The sequence below is a fragment of the Halomonas sp. AOP7-E1-9 genome, assembly GCF_052376035.1.
Taxonomy (GTDB): domain Bacteria; phylum Pseudomonadota; class Gammaproteobacteria; order Pseudomonadales; family Halomonadaceae; genus Vreelandella; species Vreelandella citrativorans.
In genome coordinates this window covers 96379-114673 of the sequence record NZ_JBQSVC010000009.1, presented here as the reverse complement: position 1 = coordinate 114673, position 18295 = coordinate 96379, and the positions used below count along the sequence as shown (strand labels likewise).

Here is an 18295-nt window from a genome sequence, read left to right as displayed (position 1 = left end):
GTGCATTTTTAACATAAAAAGTTTTTGCTACGAATTATTTTATTTTTATCGAGTTACGATAAGAGGGGCTTGTTGGCTACTATTTTTTGATATGTTGATAAAAAGCTCCGCTTAGCAGCGTTTTCGTTATTTATACGATTAAAGTCTTCAGTAGACTCTGATTAAACTTTTGAGTTTGCAAAGCGTTTACCAAGGTTAGCGAAGTCTTCACTTGACATTAGTATGTCAAAAATATCTTCAGGTGCCCCTTTGCCTTCGGCGCGGTGGGTCATAAAGTTGAAATCCATCTCGATCAGGTGTTCAAGGCGTGGTGCATAGAAATCGGGATACTGCGCCTGCATAATAGGTGGCAGATTATTGTAATTCCCCAGCACTTCTTTGAAGAAGTTGGTCATCTTGCCGGTTTGGCTGTACTCCAATTTACCTCGAGCTACGACGGCTTGATTCCATGCCTCCCGCTGATCATAATCTTCTCGCCAAGCTGCGTGCCGCTCATTGGCCGTAAATGTGCCGCTATCGTCATAAATAATCAGTGCTAGCTGATCTTGGGATAGGCCGCTAAAGGGGTTGCTGCCCCTGCCATTGGCAAAGGAGGTAGCCTGTTTAGCCCGCTCCAATAGTTCGGGGTCGTCTGTATTGGGGACTTCAGCGTCATATTTTGCGCGGTGAAGATGAAAGTCCCGAACGATTGGCTGGAGCAGTGCATCGGCTTTTTGCCCTAACGCTTTACGATCCAGGCTGGCATCACGCTCTTCGGCACGCAGGGCGCTGTCACTTAACTGCTGAGCCAACGTGGAAAGCTGGCTTGTTGGCTTCGATGAACCAGAAGTAGGCGTTGTGCTTCCTCCTTGTTCAGTTCCCTTGGCTGATACGTCCTGAGTGCGGTTACCAGACGTCGTTTGCGACGTCGCTGGGGTAGATGGACCAATACCGATTGCCATTGTGATACCTCCTTGTGACCTTGCTTAATAGCCATTACGTGTGTAGATGCACTATGTAGAAGCCCAATGTGCTTATTAACGATTAAAGTTACTATCGGCAGTTTGACCCAAAATGTTAAGAATATTTTGTATCTTTATGTAAGGTTTCTTATTAAGTGTCTATGCATAAGGTTTCTCATAGAGAGTGGGCTGCCTCAAATTCCAAGCGCACCGTTATTTTTCGGAGGATGACCTTTTGCATTGGTCGCCCATAGGGCGATCAATGCCAGAGAATGTCAACGAATCGGCGGCGCGTACTGAATACCGCCATCATTCCATAGGGCGTTTAAGCCGCGGGCTATGTTGAAGTCTGACTCGGTTCCTACGTTACGGTCATAAATATCGGCATAGTTGCCCACCTGTTTGACGATTTGGTACGCCCAGTCGGCCTCAATGCCCATGGCGTCGCCAAAATCACCGTCGCGTCCTAGCAGGCGCATTATGTCGGGGTTTTCTGAGCCGAGCTGTTCGTCTACGTTCGCCTGGCTAACGCCCAGTTCTTCAGCGTTGAGCATGGCAAACAGCGACCATTTTACGATATTGAACCACTGGTCATCGCCCTGGCGTACGGCGGGGCCAAGCGGTTCCTTGGAAATAATCTCGGGCAGCACTACCGCCATGTCGGGGTTGGCAAGCTGCATGCGTTGGGCATACAACTGAGAAGCATCGGAGCTTAAGACGTCGCAGCGCCCGGCTTCAAAACCGGCAATCGACTGTTCGGGAGAATCAAACACCACTGCGTCATAGTGCATGTCGTTAACACGGAAATAGTCTGAAAGGTTCAGCTCGCTGGTCGTGCCTGACTGCGTGCACACCGCCGCGCCGTCCAGGTCTTCGGCACTTTGCACGCCCAGGTCGCTTGCGACCATGAATGCTTGGCCATCGTAATAGCTCACCCCGGTAAAGTGCATACCTTGGGTGGTATCGCGGCTAGAGCTCCAGGTCGTCGTGCGGGAGAGCAGATCCACTTCGCCGGATTGCAGGGCGGTAAAACGCTCCACCGAATCGAGCGGTACGAAATCAACCTTGCTGGCATCGCCTAATGCCGCCGCGGCAATCGCGCGGCAGACATCGGTATCCAGGCCGCGATACGTATCGTTATCGTCCAGTGAGGAGAAGCCGGGCTGGGCGGCGTTCACCCCGCAGCGTACGCTATCGCGGGATTGAACGGTTTCTAATGTGGTGCCCAAGGCAACCGTCGGGACCAGGGCGCACGCGCCAATGCTTATCCATTTAAGGGTTTTCATTGTTGGTTCCTTAACGTGGTGACACAAAAAAGGCCGAGCAGTGCCCGGCCTCATCGCTTGCTGGCGTGCTATTCAAATAAACGTCAGCTGAACGCTTTACGCATGAACGGTGGCAACGCCAGGGCGCCCCGGTGGGCATCCACTGTGTAGTACTGTAGCGGCATTTCGTGACTAGCGGCAGCCTCTTCGCGGAAGGTTTCCACGTTGGTGCCTTTACCGGCAAGCGTCACGCTCCACCAGCCGGAAGGATAAACCGGCTGGGGGAAGGGCAACGTGGCGACACTGGCAAAGCCCGCTTCGCGCATGTCATGGCGCAGCTCACGAATAATCGAGCCACTGTGATAAAGCGGTGATTCGCTCTGCTGCACCATCACGCCATCGGCTTTCAGAATGCGGTGGCAGCGCTTAAGGAAGTCAGTCTTGAACAACCCTTCGGCGGGGCCGACCGGGTCGGTAGAGTCGATAATCAGCACGTCGATGCTTTCATCGGCAGCGTCATCTACCCACTTCACACCGTCGGCGAACAGCAGCTCGGCGCGTGGGTCGTCGTTGGCTTCCACCAGTGCCGGGAAGAAACGCTCGGAGGCCTTGGTGACTTCTTCATCGATATCGATCTGGGTGACTTTTTCAACGCCCGGGTGACGCAGCACTTCTTTCAGTGTGCCGCAGTCGCCGCCGCCGATAATCACCACGCGCTTGGGCGCCGGATGAGTAAACAGTGCCGGGTGGGCGATCATTTCGTGATACAGGAAGTTGTCGCGGTCGGTGAGCATCACGCAGCCGTCCAGCACCATCAGGTTGCCGTAGGTCTCGGTAGCGTATACTTCCAAGTGCTGGTACTCACTCTGCACATCCAACAGCTTTTCAGAGATCTTCAGCGAGAAGGCGCTGCCGTGGCTATCAAACACTTCGGTAAACCACTGGTCGTCGCGTAATTCGCTCATCAATTGGCTCCTGAGGAAGGGGTGTCGGAGTGGGTAGGAGTGCCTTGGTGATACTGCGGGCTTAACTCGTGCAGCGCTTCCATAAAGGCGGTGACGTTATCCGGGTTGGTAAACTGGCTGATGCCGTGGCCCAGGTTGAAAACATGCCCCGGACCGTGGCCGTAGCTTTCCAGCACGCGGGCGACTTCGGCACGAATCGCCGACGGGCGTGCAAACAGCACGTTGGGGTCGAGGTTGCCCTGAAGCGCAACCTTGTGGCCCACACGGGCGCGGGCGCTGGAGAGCTCGGTCGACCAGTCGATACCCAGTGCATCAGCACCAGCGCAGGCGATGTCTTCAAGCCACTGGCCGCCGTTTTTGGTGAATAGAATTACCGGTACGCGGCGTCCGTCGTGCTCGCGGATCAGCCCGGAAACAATTTGCTCCATATAGCGTAGCGAGAACTCCAGGTACGCGGGGGTGGAAAGCGCTCCGCCCCAGGTATCGAAGATCTGCACCGCCTGGGCGCCTGCGCGGATCTGCGCGTTCAGGTAATCGGTCACCGACTGCGCCAAGGTATCCAGCAGTTGATGCATGGTGTCTGGCGTATCGTAAAGCATGGTTTTCAGATGACGGAAGTCTTTGCTGGAACCGCCCTCCACCATGTAGGTTGCCAGCGTCCAGGGGCTTCCCGAGAAGCCGATCAGCGGCATACGCCCGTTCAGCTCGCGGCGAATGGTCGATACCGCACGCATGACGTAGTCCAGGTCGCGCTCGGCGTTGGGCACGCTTAGCGCCGCTACTTCTTCCGGGGTGCGCACGGTCTTGCGAAACTTGGGGCCTTCACCGGTTTCAAAATAGAGCCCCAGACCCATGGCATCGGGGATCGTCAAAATATCTGAAAACAGAATCGCCGCATCCAGCGGGTAACGCTCCAGCGGCTGAAGTGTTACTTCGCAGGCCAGGTCCTGGTTGCGACACAGGTCCATAAAACTGCCCGCATCGGCGCGGCGCTCACGATACTCAGGCAGATAGCGGCCTGCCTGACGCATCATCCATACCGGCGTGCGGTCAACGGGCTGGCGCGCTAGGGCGCGGAGAAAACGATCATTTTGCAACGGTGTGGAAGTCATAAACACGTGCCCTTGGGAAATTTACCTGTAGTGTATTTTAAAGGGTATACAAACCAGTGCTGATACTTTACTTGAAACATGATTGAAAAGGCGCTTGGCTCGGGTCTCTAAACCTTAAGGCAGAGGTGAGAGTGTACTTGAGAACGCCCAACTAAGCGGCATGCCGACGTGTAAAACGTGCCCAAACCTATCCGCTACGCAGAGGCCGGCGTGGCACGAAGCTACGGCTCTTCCTTCGCGGAAAAGGGATAAACCTCGGTCGTTGTCTTGCTCTCGTTCGCGCTAACGGTTGGGCGGCGGTCACGAGCACGCAGGTCACGATAAACAGCGGTGCGCATCAGCAGCATGGCCACCACCGGTGCAGTGAGCATCACAAAGGCAGTGATCAATAGCTCATGAATCACTAGCCGTGACTGTAGCGCCGAGAAGTAGATCATGGAGGCAATCAGAATAGAGCCGGTGCCTAGCGTGATCGTAATGGCGGGGCCGTGAATGCGCTGGAAGAAGTGCGGCAGTCTAACAAGGCCCAATGCACCGATCAGTACAATCGCGCTTCCAAGTAGCAATAGCAGGGTAATGGGCAGGCTGGCCCATAGCGGTAGTGACTCCAGCTGTGGGTTCATTCAATTACCTCGCCACGCATAAGAAATTTGGTAAGCGCGATGGTTGATACAAAGCCCGTCAGGGCAATCAGCATCGCGGCCTCAAAATAGATCACGCTGCCAAACCGGATGCCCAACGCCAGGGCAAACAGCATGGCACACATCCAGAGTGTATCAAGCGCCAGTACACGGTCTTGTGCGGTGGGGCCACGCAGTAAGCGCACCGTACACAGCAGCATGGCTAACAAGACGCTAAGTAGCGTGATATTGATTGCCAGAGAGAGCAGTGTGGTCATACTGAGCGCCCTTTATTCATGTTCAAATATCTCGATTAATGGCTGTTCATAGCGCGTTTTAATCGTGTCGATCCACCACTGCTCATCGTGAAGGTCAAACACATGCAGCGCCAAATCATTGGAGTCTGGCAACTGTTCTACCCACACGGTACCGGGGGTTGAGTTGATCAGGCACGAAAGCAACGCCAGGCCGTACGGGTCTTTAATATCCAGCGGCACACGGATGAACTGCGATTTTACCCCCTTGGCATTGAACAGGATGATGCGGCTGACGTTAAAGCAAGAACGCACGATTTCGATCATCGACATCAACAGCAGGCGTGCCAACACCCGCGGTTTACGCAGTGGCGCCGGGGCAAGCGGACGCAGTGGCTTGGCAAGCAGCGGTGCGGCAATGGCCAGGGCGCTGCCCAGTAGCATTTGCGCAGGCGCAATGCTTTGATTCAACAGCAGCCACATGATTAACAAGGCGCCCGATAAGGCAGGAGAGGGAAGCCAGCGCAGTGTCATTGGTCCGACTCCCCGAACGTACCACCTACCGCAGCGGTTGAGCCTAAACGGTTCAAATAGACCTCAGGCTGGTTGAGCGCTTCTGTGCTGCGCTCCAGGTACGCCATCGTCGGGCCTGCTTGAACGGTAAGCAGCAGGCAGGCCAGTAACAGGGTGATGACAGGCATGACTTCGGAGCGTTGCAGATGAGGCGCGACCGGATTCTGGACGGCCCAGAAGGTCCGTACCCCAAAACGCATTAACGAAATAATCCCTGCCAACCCGGAAAGCACGACCAGCGCAATGATGACCCAAGTGACGATTCCCCGCTCAATCAGCATGTCGGTAGGATTCAACAGGCTATGAAAAAGACTGAACTTGGCGATAAACCCTGACAGCGGCGGCAACCCGGTAATAATCAGGGCGCAGCAGGCGAAGGCCAGCCCCAAAAAGGCCAGCGCGCCTGGAATCGCCTTGCCGACGGGCTCTTCGGGCTTATCCTCCACCGCGAAAGCCTCCATGGTTAATGCCAGCATCGCGGCTCCCGGTGTGCGGATACGTTCAATTAACTCTATCAGCAGCAAAAACGCGGCAACCGCCAGTGTCGAACTGATCAAGTAAAACAGCGCCACGTTGATAAGTGCCGGTTGGCCGTAACCCACGGCGGCCAGCAGCGTGCCTGATGAGATGACCGCCGCATAGCCTGCCATACGGCCAGGTTCCTGGCTTGCAAGAATCCCGATGGTGCCGAAAGCAAGCGTGACAAGGCCTCCCCAGAGCAGCAGGTCAAAGCCGAAACCAGCGGCAGGACCTTCCGAGAACAACAGTAGCCACAGCCGAATCAACACGTACACGCCAACTTTGGTCATTAGCACCATCATGGCAGCCACTGGAGGGGAAGCCGCCGAGTAGGTTGTGGGCAGCCAGAAACCCAGTGGCCACATGGCGCTCTTGGTGAGAAAGGCTAACGCCAGAATAACCACGCCAATTTTTAACAACGTGAGGTCTTCCGGCGATAGCATGCTCAAGCGCATTGCCAGGTCGGTCATGTTTAGCGTGCCGGTCGTCGCGTAAATCAGGGCCACGCCAATCAGGAAAAAAAACGACGCTAACAAATTCACCACAATGTACTGCATGCCTGCTCTTATACGCACGCTGTTATAGCCATGCAGTATCAAGCCATACGAGGCCGCCAACATGACCTCGAAGAACACAAACAGATTGAACAGGTCATTGGTAAGAAAGGCCCCGTTAATGCCCATTAACAAAAACTGGAATAACGAGTGAAAGTGCACACCAATGCGGCTCCAGCGGATCATGGCAAAGATCAGAGAAGCGCTCGCCAATATTGATGCAAGCAGCAGCATCACCGCCGTTAGCCGGTCAACCAACAAGACAATGCCAAAGGGGGCTGTCCAGTTAGCCGAGAGGTAAAGGCCAATGCCATCGGGCCAGTATTCGTTATCTGCCAGCAAAAGCAGTGCGACCGAGGTCGCCAGCATCGCCAGCGTGCTGGCCAGGTTAATAAAAAACTTTTTTTGGTGATGACGTTCGTTTACCAGGATCAGCCCCGCCCCGAATATCAAGGGCAGTAAAACAGGTGCCAGCATTAAATGGTGCAGCCAAGGAAGACTCATCAATGGGGCTCCTTGCCATCAACGTGGTCGGTGCCGGTAAGCCCGCGAGCACCAATCATCACCACCAGATAAAGGGCTGTGGTGGCAAAGCCGATCACGATAGCCGTTAAGACCAGCGCCTGAGGCATTGGGTCGGCGTACAAAGCGGGGTCAATAGTGCCCTCGGCAAGCGTTAAGGGGGGCTGGTTGATGGAGAGACGTCCCATGATGAAGATAAATAGATTAACGGCATACGAAATAAGCAATAAGCCCGTAATGACCTGAAAGGTACGTGGACGCAGCAGCAGCCACACCCCGGAGCCAAACATGATGCCCATTGCCATGGCCATAACAGCTTCCATTAGCGGCTCTCCTGTTGAGGGTTAAGGGGCGCTGGCGCCGTGGTAGCAGGTAAGCGGTGGCTGCGTACAGACTGGTGTGCCAGCGCCACAAGCATCAGTATCGAGGAGCCAACGACCACGCCAAAGACGCCTAAATCAAACAGGAATGCACTCGGCAGGTGCACCTCGCCAAGCACAGGAAGCGTGAAGTGTGCGGTGTGGGTGGTCAGGAAAGGATAACCCAGCAGCCACGCGCCCAGGCCCGTTGCGCAGGCCGTCAGTAGGCCAAATGCAATCCAGCGGTGAGGGCGAAGGCGTAGATGCGTTTCCACCCACTGCGTACCGGCCAGCATGTATTGAACAATAATCGCAACCGCAAAGATCAAACCGGCAACGAAACCGCCGCCGGGCAGGTTATGGCCCCGAATAAAGAAGTAGGCCGCGATGACGCCCATCACGGGCAGCAACAAGCGTAAATAAACGCTGGGGATTTTGAGGTAACCTGTTGTCACTTGCTGGATAGGTGTTTGTCCTGCCGCAGGATCAACGCTGTTGGTCTGCTGAGCGGGAATGGGCAGGCTTTCAGGCGCGGGTCGGAAGCGCCGCAGCAGTGCGTAAACGGTCAAGGCGACAATGGCCAGCACCGCAATTTCGCCCAGCGTATCGAAATTACGGAAGTCGACCAGCAGCACATTGACCACGTTACTTCCCCCGCCTTCACTTAAGGCATGGGTAAGGAAAAAGTCAGAAATTCCGCCTTCAGAGGGCGTGCGTAGTAGCGCTGTATAGCTGACCAACGCCATGGCCAACCCCGCGCACACCGCAATAACGATATCGCGTGAGCGACGAAATAGTGCGCGTTTAGTGGCGGTAATGTTCAATTCTCGCGGCGTGATACGCGGGGGAAGCCAGCGTAGTCCCAGCAGGATAAGCACCGTGGTAATGGTTTCCACCATTAGTTGGGTAAGCGCCAGGTCGGGCGCCGATAGCCACAAAAACGACAGGCTGGTAATAATGCCCACACCGCCCACCAGGCTAAGCGCTGCCAAGCGATGGTATTTTGCCTGCCAGGCCGCCGCGACAGCGCAAATCGCCCCCATCAGCCATAGCCCGGCAAAGAGCCAGGAAAATTCCCCATTGGCAGGCAGAGCAAGCAGCGAGATGGGGCGTATCAGCAAAATGGGCGCCGCCAGAAGCATCACCACCATAAGCAAGAGCTGAGGCTGCAAGCGCCGCGTGCTGAGTATTTTTTCCAGCAACGAGGCGATGGATGAGATCCGCAGCATGGTGTTTTCGTAGGCTTGCTTGCCGTTAAAGCGCCCCAGCAACGGCACATGGGTGGCTTGAATTAGCCCATAGCGGACACGCAGCCAAATATACAACGCCACACCGCCGATTAACGCGACGAAACTCATTGCCAAAGGCAGGTTGAAACCGTGCCAAACGGCGAGACTGTAGTAGGGCGTTGCCTCGCCTAATACCGAGGTGACGGCAGCGTGCAAGAAGGGGCCGATACTCAGGCCTGGAATAATGCCCACCACCAGGCAGCAAAGCACTAAAAACTCAACAGGAAAGCGCATCCAGCGTGGTGGCTCATGCGGTTGGCGAGGCAAGTCATCAGGCAGCTTGCCGAAAAAGACGTAGGTAAAACGAAGCGAATACGTAACGCCAAAGACCCCCATCAACACCGCCGCAATGGACATCCCCCAGTTTTGTGCGGAGCCAACGCTTAGCGCTTCGGCAAAGAACATCTCCTTGGAAATAAACCCGTTAAGAAACGGGACGCCGGCCATCGCCGCACTGGCGACGATTGCCAGCGTGGACGTGTAGGGTAGCGCTTTATAAAGGCCGCGCAGGTGGCGCATATCTCGGGTGCCCGTCTCATGGTCAATAATGCCTGCGGCCATGAAAAGCGAGGCTTTAAACGTGGCATGGTTAACGGTATGGAAAATCGCGGCTACCAGTGCCAAGGGGGTGCCAATGCCCAGCAGTACGGTAATCAACCCCAGATGGCTGATGGTTGAGTAGGCCAGCAGGCCTTTCAAATCGTGTTGGAAAATAGCGGTGAAGGCACCTATCAACATGGTGCACACGCCAGCCCCCATGATGATCCAGCTCCACTCAGGCGTTCCCGACAGCGACGGCCAAAGCCGCATGAGCAAAAAAAGGCCCGCCTTGACCATGGTGGCGGAGTGCAAAAACGCCGATACCGGTGTTGGCGCTGCCATGGCATGCGGCAACCAGAAGTGAAAAGGGAACTGCGCGCTTTTGGTCAGCGCCCCTAACGCGACCAATAGCAGCATGGGCCGATAAAGCGCGTGATTACGGATGAGGTCACCCGAGGCCAACACAACATCAAGCGAGTAGCTGCCTACCATATGGCCAAGCATCAAGACACCGACCAGCAGACAAAGCCCCCCGGTTGCTGTCACGGTGAACGCCATGCGTGCGCCGCGGCGAGCGTCGGCGCGATGATGCCAATAGCCAATCAACAAAAACGAGGTAATGCTGGTTAACTCCCAGAACAGCACCAGCTGTATGAGATTGCCCGATAGCACCACCCCCAGCATTGAACCCATAAACGCGAGCAGAAACGAAAAAAAACGAGGCACAGGATCAGCAGGCGACATGTAGTAGCGGGCATAGATAATCACCAGCAATCCTATGCCCTGGATCAGCATGGCAAATAACCAGGCCAGGCCATCCATACGCAATACGACGTTTAGGCCGACACTGGGTAGCCAGCCAAACTCACTCCGCACAACCTCCCCGGCGCCTACCTGGGTATAAAGAAAACCGGTAATCAGCAGCCCCAAAAGCGTTACGCCACCCGCCAGCCATGCTTCGCGGTTACGCGCATTGGCGGGCATTAATGCGGCCATTATGCTGGCGATAAAAGGCGCGTTGATGAGTATAAGTAGCAGCATAATGTTCCGTCAGATGGTGAAGATTCTGGTGTCTCAGCGGTTATCACGCTGCGGGTAAATGGTCTGTCTGGGGAGTAGTACTATCTTAATCCACGCGCGGTAAATGTATATGCTAGAACAGGGTGAACCACGCTCACTCTTCTCTGCTTTAATTTTAGCGAGTAACAGCCGTGAGGCATGGCTCGCTTCCTGATAAACTACCCGCCCACTTTGCTCATACTGTTGTGGTTAACTGGTTTGGTTAATCTGCGAGGTAACCTGTGACCATTCGCTTCATTGCTGCTTCCCAACTGCCCACTCCCTGGGCCACGTTCACCATGCACGGTTTCGAAGACAACGCGACCGGTAAGGATCATATCGCCTTGACGCTGGGCGACCTCACGGGTGACGCGCCGGTACTGGGGCGTGTTCATTCCGAATGCCTGACCGGTGATGCGCTGTTCTCCATGCGTTGCGACTGTGGCTATCAACTGCAGGAAGCGCTTAAGCGTATCGCCGAAGAGGGCCGCGGCGTACTGCTTTACCTGCGCCAGGAAGGCCGCGGCATCGGGCTGCTCAACAAGATTCGCGCCTACCACCTACAAGACCAAGGGGCGGATACGGTAGAAGCCAACGAACAGCTCGGGTTTGGCGCCGATATGCGCCGCTATGACCTGTGCGTACCGATGCTCAACCACTTGGGCGTCACCGCGCTTAAGCTAATGACCAATAATCCGCGTAAAGTGGATGCGCTGACCCGGGATGGCGTTAATGTGGTTGAACGACTGCCCATCACCACCGGTTTAAACCCGCACAATGAGCAGTACCTTGCCACCAAGGCGGGTAAGCTTGGCCATATGATGGCGCTGGGTGATTTCACTCAGGCAAGCGATGTCGATATTGAGCGAAAAGGGTGATTGAAACGCTCCGGCTTTACCGGAGACTCCATATCTTGAGAGAATGTTGAGTTAAGTTCTTGTTAAACACTGGAATGCCATGGCAGCAGCGGATGTACGGTTTTCAACGCCAAGCTTTCGAAATACTTGCTCTAAGTGTTTATTAACCGTACGTGGGCTGAGTTCAAGAATTTGCCCAATTTCACGATTGGTTTTGCCCTGTGCAATCCACAATAGCACCTGTGATTCGCGGCGAGTAAGTCGCAACTGGTTTTGTAATAGTAATCCCTCGCTGTCCTCATCTTGATGTAACAATCGAAATAAGTGCTCATCAGTGGTGAACTCACCTAAGTAGCGTAATCTCAAAGCGGTGCAGGGCAAATTTAGAGCTAACTGATCGCCGCTTTGCGGAACCCGCGCTAACCAACATTGGATTTGCGTGGCCAAGTCTTTACGGGGAGATGCTCTTTTCTCTTCAGTGATACTAATCCATTGTTCTGCTTGGGGGGTGCCCCATAGCCACTCTCCCTTTGCATCGGTGGAGAAAGACGCTTGTCCCAATCGATCAAGAGCTGTATGAGCGCTTAGAGCGAGGCGGGCATTGCTGAGGTGGACGCGGATCCTTGCTACCAGTTCCTTTGGCCGAACAGGTTTAGTAACGTAATCTACGCCACCAGCTTCAAGCCCCCGCACTACATCCTCTGCATCAGTGAGGCCCGTCATAAATATTATCGGCACAGTGGCGAGCTCGGGATGCAGCTTTAGGCGACGGCAAGTCTCAAAGCCATCCAGGGTGGGCATGACAGCATCCATCAGTATTAAGTCGGGAATCATCTTCTCCGCAATGGAGATTGCTTGGGCACCCTCCATGGCGACTAGGGCGGTTAGACCTGCCTGCTCCAATGCATGATGGATCATACTAAGGGAGTCGACAGAGTCATCAACGACTAATATGAGGTCTTTACGTTGACTCAGAGTCATGAGGATTCCTCCAATAGGCGTACTACTTGGTGGAAATCAAATCGATCCAAAGCGCTTTCTAATGCCTCTGCTAGCGAAGTGTGAATCCGGTCGTCATCCATGGCTTGAGCTAGGCGGGAACGTAGTCCACTTAAATGCCCGATTTCAGCCAATGCCACTAACTCTTCCCGCAAGGCCCTTTCCATCGTGGCTGGCGCTGTTAAACGGGCATGATCGATCTCACGAAGCGCTGCGGTATAATGATTCCATTTCAGTTGAAGGTGTCTTGATAACGTGTCAAGCAACGCTCCTAGCTTGAAGGGCTTGATCAAGTAATCATTGTGCAAACCTTCAAAAAGCACATCAGCTTGGCTCTCTCTGACATTGGCGGAAAGCATAACCAGGGAACCATGAAATCCATCCTGGCGAAGTTGGCGAGCGGTTTGCCATCCGTCCAATCCAGGCATAGCGATATCCATTAAAATTAAGTCAGGCTGTGCGCTTTTCGCTAACGTTAGGCTCGCTACACCATCCGGTGCTTCCAATATAGTAAACCCTAGAGGTGTCAGCATGTCGCTGATCAGGCCGCGATGTGAGGGGTCATCATCAACCACCAGCAGGGTGCGACGTTCGCCAATATAGCCCTTGACCACTTGATTTATTCCTCGATCCATCTCAATGGGAACGATACTGGAAAGCATTACCGACAGGCGAAATTCGCTACCACAACCGGGTGAGCTGCTGACCTGTAAATCACCTCCCATAATGTCAGTTAAAAGTTTGGTGATCGTTAGCCCTAGCCCCGTGCCGTGTACTACGGGAACCCCTGGTTTTCGTACGCGCTCAAAAGGTTTGAAGATACGTTGAATATCTTCTTTGTCAATTCCCACCCCAGTATCACGAATGGTGAATTCTGCTACCTGATTCCGATAGCGGAAGTTCAGTGATACCTTGCCATGGTTGGTGAATTTGATAGCATTTGATAACAAATTAATCAGTATCTGGCGCAGGCGCTTTTCATCGGTGATGACCCATTCAGGAATGCGCCCTTGGCTATCAAAGGTGAAGTCGATATTTTTTTCCTGGGCCTGCAGCCGAAACATGGCAACCAGTTCATCGACCAATGCGCTGATTCTTACCTGATTGCGATAAAGCTCCAGTCGGCCCGCTTCAATCTTGGAGATTTCCAGCAAACCTTCAATTAAGTCAGAAAGATGCTCGGTACTACGACGGATGGTGGCCACGGCTTTGCGACGGTCAGGAGGGATGCTAGTGTCATGCTCAAGCAACTGCGCATAGCCGAAAGCGGCATTAAGAGGAGACCGCAGCTCATGGCTTAAACTGGTCAGATAACGACTTTTCGCTTGGTTAGCCGCTTCGGCAAGCTCCTTGGCTTTTTGAAGCTCCCGATCAGTTTTCTCATGAGCATCAATTTCGTCGAGTAACATGCGGGTCTGGCGATGAGACTCTTCATGAGCGACTACTCTGCTCTCGCTTGCCAACACAAAAAGCCACGCAACTACGCCGCTAACAATGACTAAAATGGCGAATATTTTAGCCAGGGTTGTTGCCATCAGTTCTTCCACTGCAGGCGATAGGTCGGGAAGTTGGTAATAAACCAGCACCAAAAATCCAGCAATGACCAGCGTGACAAGTAGTAAAAGGCTGGCAAAGTGGCCCATGCGAGAGTTGAAATGCTTAAGCATTCGTTTGGGGAGGAGGGCACCCATGCAGGCCATTAACTGCTCCTGAAAGGTAGCGTGCTGCTTACAGGCATCATTGCAACGGGCGTCCAGTGAACAGCAAAGCGAGCAGATGGGGGCGTTATAGGCAGGGCAGAAGGCCATATCTTCGCTATCGAAATGAAGCTCACAGATAATGCAGGCTTGGCCTTTAACGGCCGCTGCTGATTCTGGTGTGCGGGCAATGTAATAGCGCCCTTTGGTGAGCCAGGCGATAGAGGGAGCGCTGACGAACGCAGTTAAGAGCGCTAAGAAAGAAGCCAGCGCCGCTGCCGTCTCTCCCCATAACCCCGCTCGGGCGGTGAGGGCGACCGCCGTCGCCAATAGCATCGCGCCGAAGCCAACGGGGTTGATGTCGTACAGGTAGGCACGTTTGAACTCAATATACCTAGGGCTAAGCCCTAGCGGTTTGTTGATCACCAGATCAGCTACTAAGGCGCCGATCCAGGCCATTGCCACCATAGCGTAGTTGGCCAGAATGACTTCAAAAGCGCGGTAGATGCCTATCTCCATGAGCACTAATGCGATCATGACATTAAACACCAGCCAAACTACTCGCCCTGGGTGGCTATGCGTGAGTCGCGAGAAGAAGTTCGACCAGGCAATGGAGCCAGCATAGGCGTTGGTAACATTGATTTTGAGCTGCGAAAGCACCACAAAGATACCGGCGAGCGCCATTAAGGTGGCTGGGTGGGCGGTGACATAGCTGAAACCCACCAAATACATATGCATGGGTTCTTGGGCGAGCGTGATCTCAAGGCCATGATGCAGGGCGAGCACTGCCAGAAATGACCCCGCTAATGCCTTGATGGCACCAATGATGATCCAACCGGGACCGCCCGCCAGCATGGCGGCCCACCAACGCAAGCGTTTCCCTCGCGGTGCTTCGGGGAGAAACCGCAAGTAGTCAACTTGCTCTCCGATCTGGGCGACCAGGGCAAACATGACAGTGGTTGCCGCGCCGAACAGCAGCAAGTCGAACCCTTGGCCACCTACCATGTGATTATCGAATTCAACCCAGCGCTCTAACGAGTGGGGATCCTGCAGCAGTATGAAGACAAAGGGGGCTAGCTGAAGAGCAATCCATAGGGGCTGTGTCCATACCTGGAAACGGCTAATGTAGGTGAAACCATGGGTAACGATGGGAATGACCACCAGCGAGCTGATGATATAGCCAAAGGTGAGGGGAACGCTGAATAACACCTCAAGCGCCATTGCCATGATGGCCGCTTCTAACGCAAAGAAGATGAACGTGAAGGTAGCGTAGATGAGAGATGTCAGCGTTGAACCAAGGTACCCAAAGCCTGCCCCGCGGGTAAGCAGGTCTATATCTACTCCGTAGCGTGCTGCGTAGTAACTAATAGGAATCCCGAGAAGAAATATGACAATGGTGACGGCGACAATGGCAGCAATGGCATTGGTTATGCCATAGTTGAGGGTGATTACTCCCCCGATAGCCTCTAATGCCAGAAACGAAATCGTTCCTAGGGCGGTCAGTGCAACGCGTTTAGCGCTCCAGCGTCGTGCGGACTTAGCGGTAAAACGTAACGCAAAATCTTCTAATGTTTGGTTGGCGACCCATTGATTATAGTTGCGCCTAACCGGAAAGATTCGTTGCTTGGTGGTCGTCATGACAGACCTTGTGTCGGCCAATAAATCTCGGCCAGCAGGATGGGATGACCTCGTTGTAACGCAAACTTCATTACCAAATCATACAACGTCCATGTCTCAAGGGCTCATGTGAGTCTAAAGGCGGGCCTGAGTGGCAGGTATGGGTCAAATGACGTAGCTGCCTGGAGTATTCCCCGCATAGTCGCTCCACTGCGCCCTCCCCATACTCAATAGCGAGGAATCCAACAAGATTCCACAGGTTTTCAGACCTGTTTCGCTGACTTGGGGACTCACCATGATGATGAAAAAACATTCCATGCTGTCGCAGTTGCGGCGCTTATTAATAACAGGAATGGTGGCGCTGCCTGTTGCCTTAGCTATGTCGTCTCACGTGCTGGCAACACCGCCTACCGATGAGGTTAACACAACAGGGTTAGCGGTTACCGACGATACGGTAAACGTGGGGATTTTACACTCGCTGACCGGCACCATGGCTATTAGCGAGACCGGATCGGTTGAAGCTGAGCAGTTAGCCATCGAGCAAATCAACGCTCAAGGCGGAGTGCTTGGCCGACAAATCGTACCGATTATCGAAGATGGTGCTAGTGACTGGCCGACCTTCGCTGATCGAACGCGGAAGTTGCTTACTCAGGATAACGTTCCGGCCATCTTCGGTGCCTGGACGTCGGCCTCACGTAAGGCAATGTTGCCTGTACTGGAGCGTGAGAACGGTCTGCTTTACTACCCAACATTCTACGAGGGACTCGAAGAGTCGCCAAACGTTATCTATACCGGGCAGGAGGCTACTCAGCAGATATTGGCAGGCATCAACTGGGCATGGAATGAACAAGGAGCACGAACGTTCTATCTTATTGGGTCGGATTATATTTGGCCGCGTACCTCAATGAAGATTGCCCGCATCCATATTGAAGAAGTGCTTGGTGGTGAGGTTTTGGGCGAGGATTACGCCCCATTGGGTCACACTTCCTTCGGCTCCAACATCAACCGCATTCGCCTTCGCAAACCTGATGTCATTTTTGCAGCGGTAGTCGGCGGAAGTAACGTTGCTTGGTTTCGCCAGCTTAGTGCCGCAGGAATTAATGCCGACAATCAAACGTTGTTGACCATTTCGGTCACTGAAGATGAAGTTCTCGGCATTGGTGGTGAGAATGTCGAAGGCTTCTACTCTTCCATGAAATATTTTCAGAGCCTAGATAACGAAAATAACGCTGCATTCGTGGAAGCGTTCAAGGAGCGTTGGGGTGAAGATAGTGTTATTGGAGACGTTTCACAAGCCGCTTATCTCGGACCATGGTTATGGAAGGCCGGTGTCGAGAAAGCGGGCAGTTTTGACGTAGACGCGGTTTCCGCCGCTATGGCCGACATCGAGTTGACTACAGCGCCGGAAGGTTACGTCCAAGTGCATCCCAACCGCCACTTATGGAGCAAAACACGCATAGGTCGCTGGAACGAAGATGGTCAAGCTACCGTTGTGTGGGAGTCTGACCTCGTCGAACCCGACCCTTTCCCAGAAGGTTATCAATAAGCTTCGTTTCACATCACGGCGGTGCAAGCCGCTGTGATGTTGTTGCCGCATATTGATTTTTTAACAGGGGGAGGCCGCAATGAGTGGATTTAGTAATCAAGAGCTACTAGCAATCTTTGCAATGCAAGGCTTTGCTGGCGTGAGCTTTTTTAGTGTTTTGCTACTGATGGCCTTAGGTCTGGCCATCATCTATGGTCAGATGCGCGTGATCAATATGGCGCACGGTGAATTTATGGTGATAGGCGCCTACGCTACTTACCTCTGTTCGATCACTCTTGGGGCCTTGCCAGGGATGGCTGACTACTATCTTTTCTTCGCTATCCCTGCCGCCTTTGGCTGTGCGTTTCTAGTCGGCTATGTGGTCGAGATAGTGCTTATCCGGCACCTGTATCACCGCCCCTTGGATACCTTGCTGGCGACTTGGGGCTTGGCCTTGATCATGCAGCAAGGGTTTCGGTCTGCTTTTGGGGCTCGAGAGGTGAGCGTACTAGTGCCGGACTGGCTACGTGGCTCTTACCGGCCCACCATGATGATTGATATTCCACTCAATGGTATCGCCATTCTAGTACTGACCCTGCTGGTAACAGTAGGCGTGTGGTGGTTTCTCTTCCGCTCCCGTTGGGGGCTGCGAGTGCGCTGCACCACGACCAATCGAGATATGAGCGGCGCGGTGGGCATTAACACTAAGCGTGTTGACCGTGTCACCTTTGCGCTGGGTTGCGGCATTGCAGGTATTGCTGGCGCTGCTTTCACCACAATTTCTTCCACCGGCCCCACCAGCGGTTCGCTGTATATCGTTGATACCTTCCTGGTAGTGGTATTTGGCGGAGCTGGCAGCCTGATAGGTACTATCGCGTCGGCCTTTTCCATCGCCCAGGCCCAGTCGCTTATGGAATTCTTCCTGGGTTCCTCTATGGCCAAGGTACTCACGCTGCTAACGGTGATTGGCATCTTACTACTGCGCCCGGAAGGGCTCGTGGCTAGCAAGGTCCGCCGCTAAGGAGTCC

Annotated in this window: 15 protein-coding genes; 3 read left to right on the top strand and 12 right to left on the bottom strand. The window is 53.9% G+C overall.

What is annotated here, in order from left to right; genetic code table 11:
* Positions 1 to 161: 161 nt before the first annotated feature.
* The 10 genes from ACT3R4_RS07705 to ACT3R4_RS07660 form a co-directional block, all read right to left on the bottom strand.
* Positions 162 to 941 (bottom strand): hypothetical protein, encoded by a 780-nt coding sequence (locus tag ACT3R4_RS07705; RefSeq protein ID WP_496201860.1) that lies wholly within the window; start codon positions 939 to 941, stop codon positions 162 to 164.
* A 275-nt stretch (positions 942 to 1216) separates the two neighbouring features.
* Positions 1217 to 2227, bottom strand: coding sequence for an amino acid ABC transporter substrate-binding protein (locus ACT3R4_RS07700; RefSeq protein ID WP_441678087.1), 1011 nt, complete (start codon positions 2225 to 2227; stop codon positions 1217 to 1219).
* 83 nt (positions 2228 to 2310) lie between these two features.
* Positions 2311 to 3171: a polyamine aminopropyltransferase gene (speE, locus tag ACT3R4_RS07695; RefSeq protein ID WP_172116912.1), complete on the bottom strand. Its 861-nt coding sequence runs from the start codon at positions 3169 to 3171 to the stop codon at positions 2311 to 2313.
* Positions 3171 to 4283 carry a uroporphyrinogen decarboxylase gene (gene hemE / locus ACT3R4_RS07690; RefSeq protein WP_193057132.1) on the bottom strand — a complete coding sequence of 371 codons (1113 nt, stop codon included), beginning with the start codon at positions 4281 to 4283 and terminating at the stop codon, positions 3171 to 3173. The genes speE and hemE overlap by 1 nt, the downstream gene beginning before the upstream one ends.
* A gap of 221 nt (positions 4284 to 4504) precedes the next feature.
* Positions 4505 to 4906 (bottom strand): monovalent cation/H(+) antiporter subunit G, encoded by a 402-nt coding sequence (gene mnhG, locus ACT3R4_RS07685; protein WP_193057131.1) that lies wholly within the window; start codon positions 4904 to 4906, stop codon positions 4505 to 4507.
* Positions 4903 to 5181 carry a K+/H+ antiporter subunit F gene (locus tag ACT3R4_RS07680; protein ID WP_087110601.1) on the bottom strand — a complete coding sequence of 93 codons (279 nt, stop codon included), beginning with the start codon at positions 5179 to 5181 and terminating at the stop codon, positions 4903 to 4905. Before ACT3R4_RS07680 ends, mnhG begins: the two co-directional genes overlap by 4 nt.
* Before the next feature lie 12 nt (positions 5182 to 5193).
* The gene (locus ACT3R4_RS07675) at positions 5194 to 5691 is read right to left on the bottom strand and encodes a Na+/H+ antiporter subunit E (protein WP_441678086.1); all 498 of its coding nucleotides are present in this window, start codon (positions 5689 to 5691) and stop codon (positions 5194 to 5196) included.
* Positions 5688 to 7307, bottom strand: coding sequence for a monovalent cation/H+ antiporter subunit D (locus ACT3R4_RS07670; RefSeq protein WP_441678084.1), 1620 nt, complete (start codon positions 7305 to 7307; stop codon positions 5688 to 5690). The genes ACT3R4_RS07675 and ACT3R4_RS07670 overlap by 4 nt, the downstream gene beginning before the upstream one ends.
* A complete protein-coding gene (locus ACT3R4_RS07665; protein WP_172116917.1) occupies positions 7307 to 7648 on the bottom strand; it encodes a Na+/H+ antiporter subunit C in 342 nt (113 codons plus the stop codon). Before ACT3R4_RS07665 ends, ACT3R4_RS07670 begins: the two co-directional genes overlap by 1 nt.
* Positions 7648 to 10554, bottom strand: a complete 2907-nt coding sequence (locus ACT3R4_RS07660; RefSeq protein ID WP_441678082.1) for a monovalent cation/H+ antiporter subunit A — start codon at positions 10552 to 10554, stop codon at positions 7648 to 7650. The genes ACT3R4_RS07665 and ACT3R4_RS07660 overlap by 1 nt, the downstream gene beginning before the upstream one ends.
* A gap of 260 nt (positions 10555 to 10814) precedes the next feature.
* On the opposite strand from ACT3R4_RS07660, the gene ribA reads away from it, so the two are divergent.
* The gene (gene ribA / locus ACT3R4_RS07655; protein ID WP_172116919.1) at positions 10815 to 11450 is read left to right on the top strand and encodes a GTP cyclohydrolase II; all 636 of its coding nucleotides are present in this window, start codon (positions 10815 to 10817) and stop codon (positions 11448 to 11450) included.
* 51 nt (positions 11451 to 11501) lie between these two features.
* Here ribA and ACT3R4_RS07650 read toward each other — a convergent pair whose 3' ends face one another.
* Positions 11502 to 12410: a response regulator gene (locus ACT3R4_RS07650; protein ID WP_441678080.1), complete on the bottom strand. Its 909-nt coding sequence runs from the start codon at positions 12408 to 12410 to the stop codon at positions 11502 to 11504.
* The gene (locus ACT3R4_RS07645; RefSeq protein WP_441678078.1) at positions 12407 to 15763 is read right to left on the bottom strand and encodes a hybrid sensor histidine kinase/response regulator; all 3357 of its coding nucleotides are present in this window, start codon (positions 15761 to 15763) and stop codon (positions 12407 to 12409) included. The genes ACT3R4_RS07650 and ACT3R4_RS07645 overlap by 4 nt, the downstream gene beginning before the upstream one ends.
* Before the next feature lie 277 nt (positions 15764 to 16040).
* Here ACT3R4_RS07645 and urtA point away from each other — a divergent pair, with 277 nt between their 5' ends.
* On the top strand, positions 16041 to 17288 hold the full coding sequence (gene urtA, locus ACT3R4_RS07640; RefSeq protein WP_496201208.1) for an urea ABC transporter substrate-binding protein: 1248 nt from the start codon (positions 16041 to 16043) through the stop codon (positions 17286 to 17288).
* Positions 17289 to 17367: 79 nt separating this feature from the next.
* Positions 17368 to 18288, top strand: a complete 921-nt coding sequence (gene urtB, locus ACT3R4_RS07635; RefSeq protein ID WP_441678075.1) for an urea ABC transporter permease subunit UrtB — start codon at positions 17368 to 17370, stop codon at positions 18286 to 18288.
* The last annotated feature ends 7 nt before the right edge of the window (positions 18289 to 18295 follow it).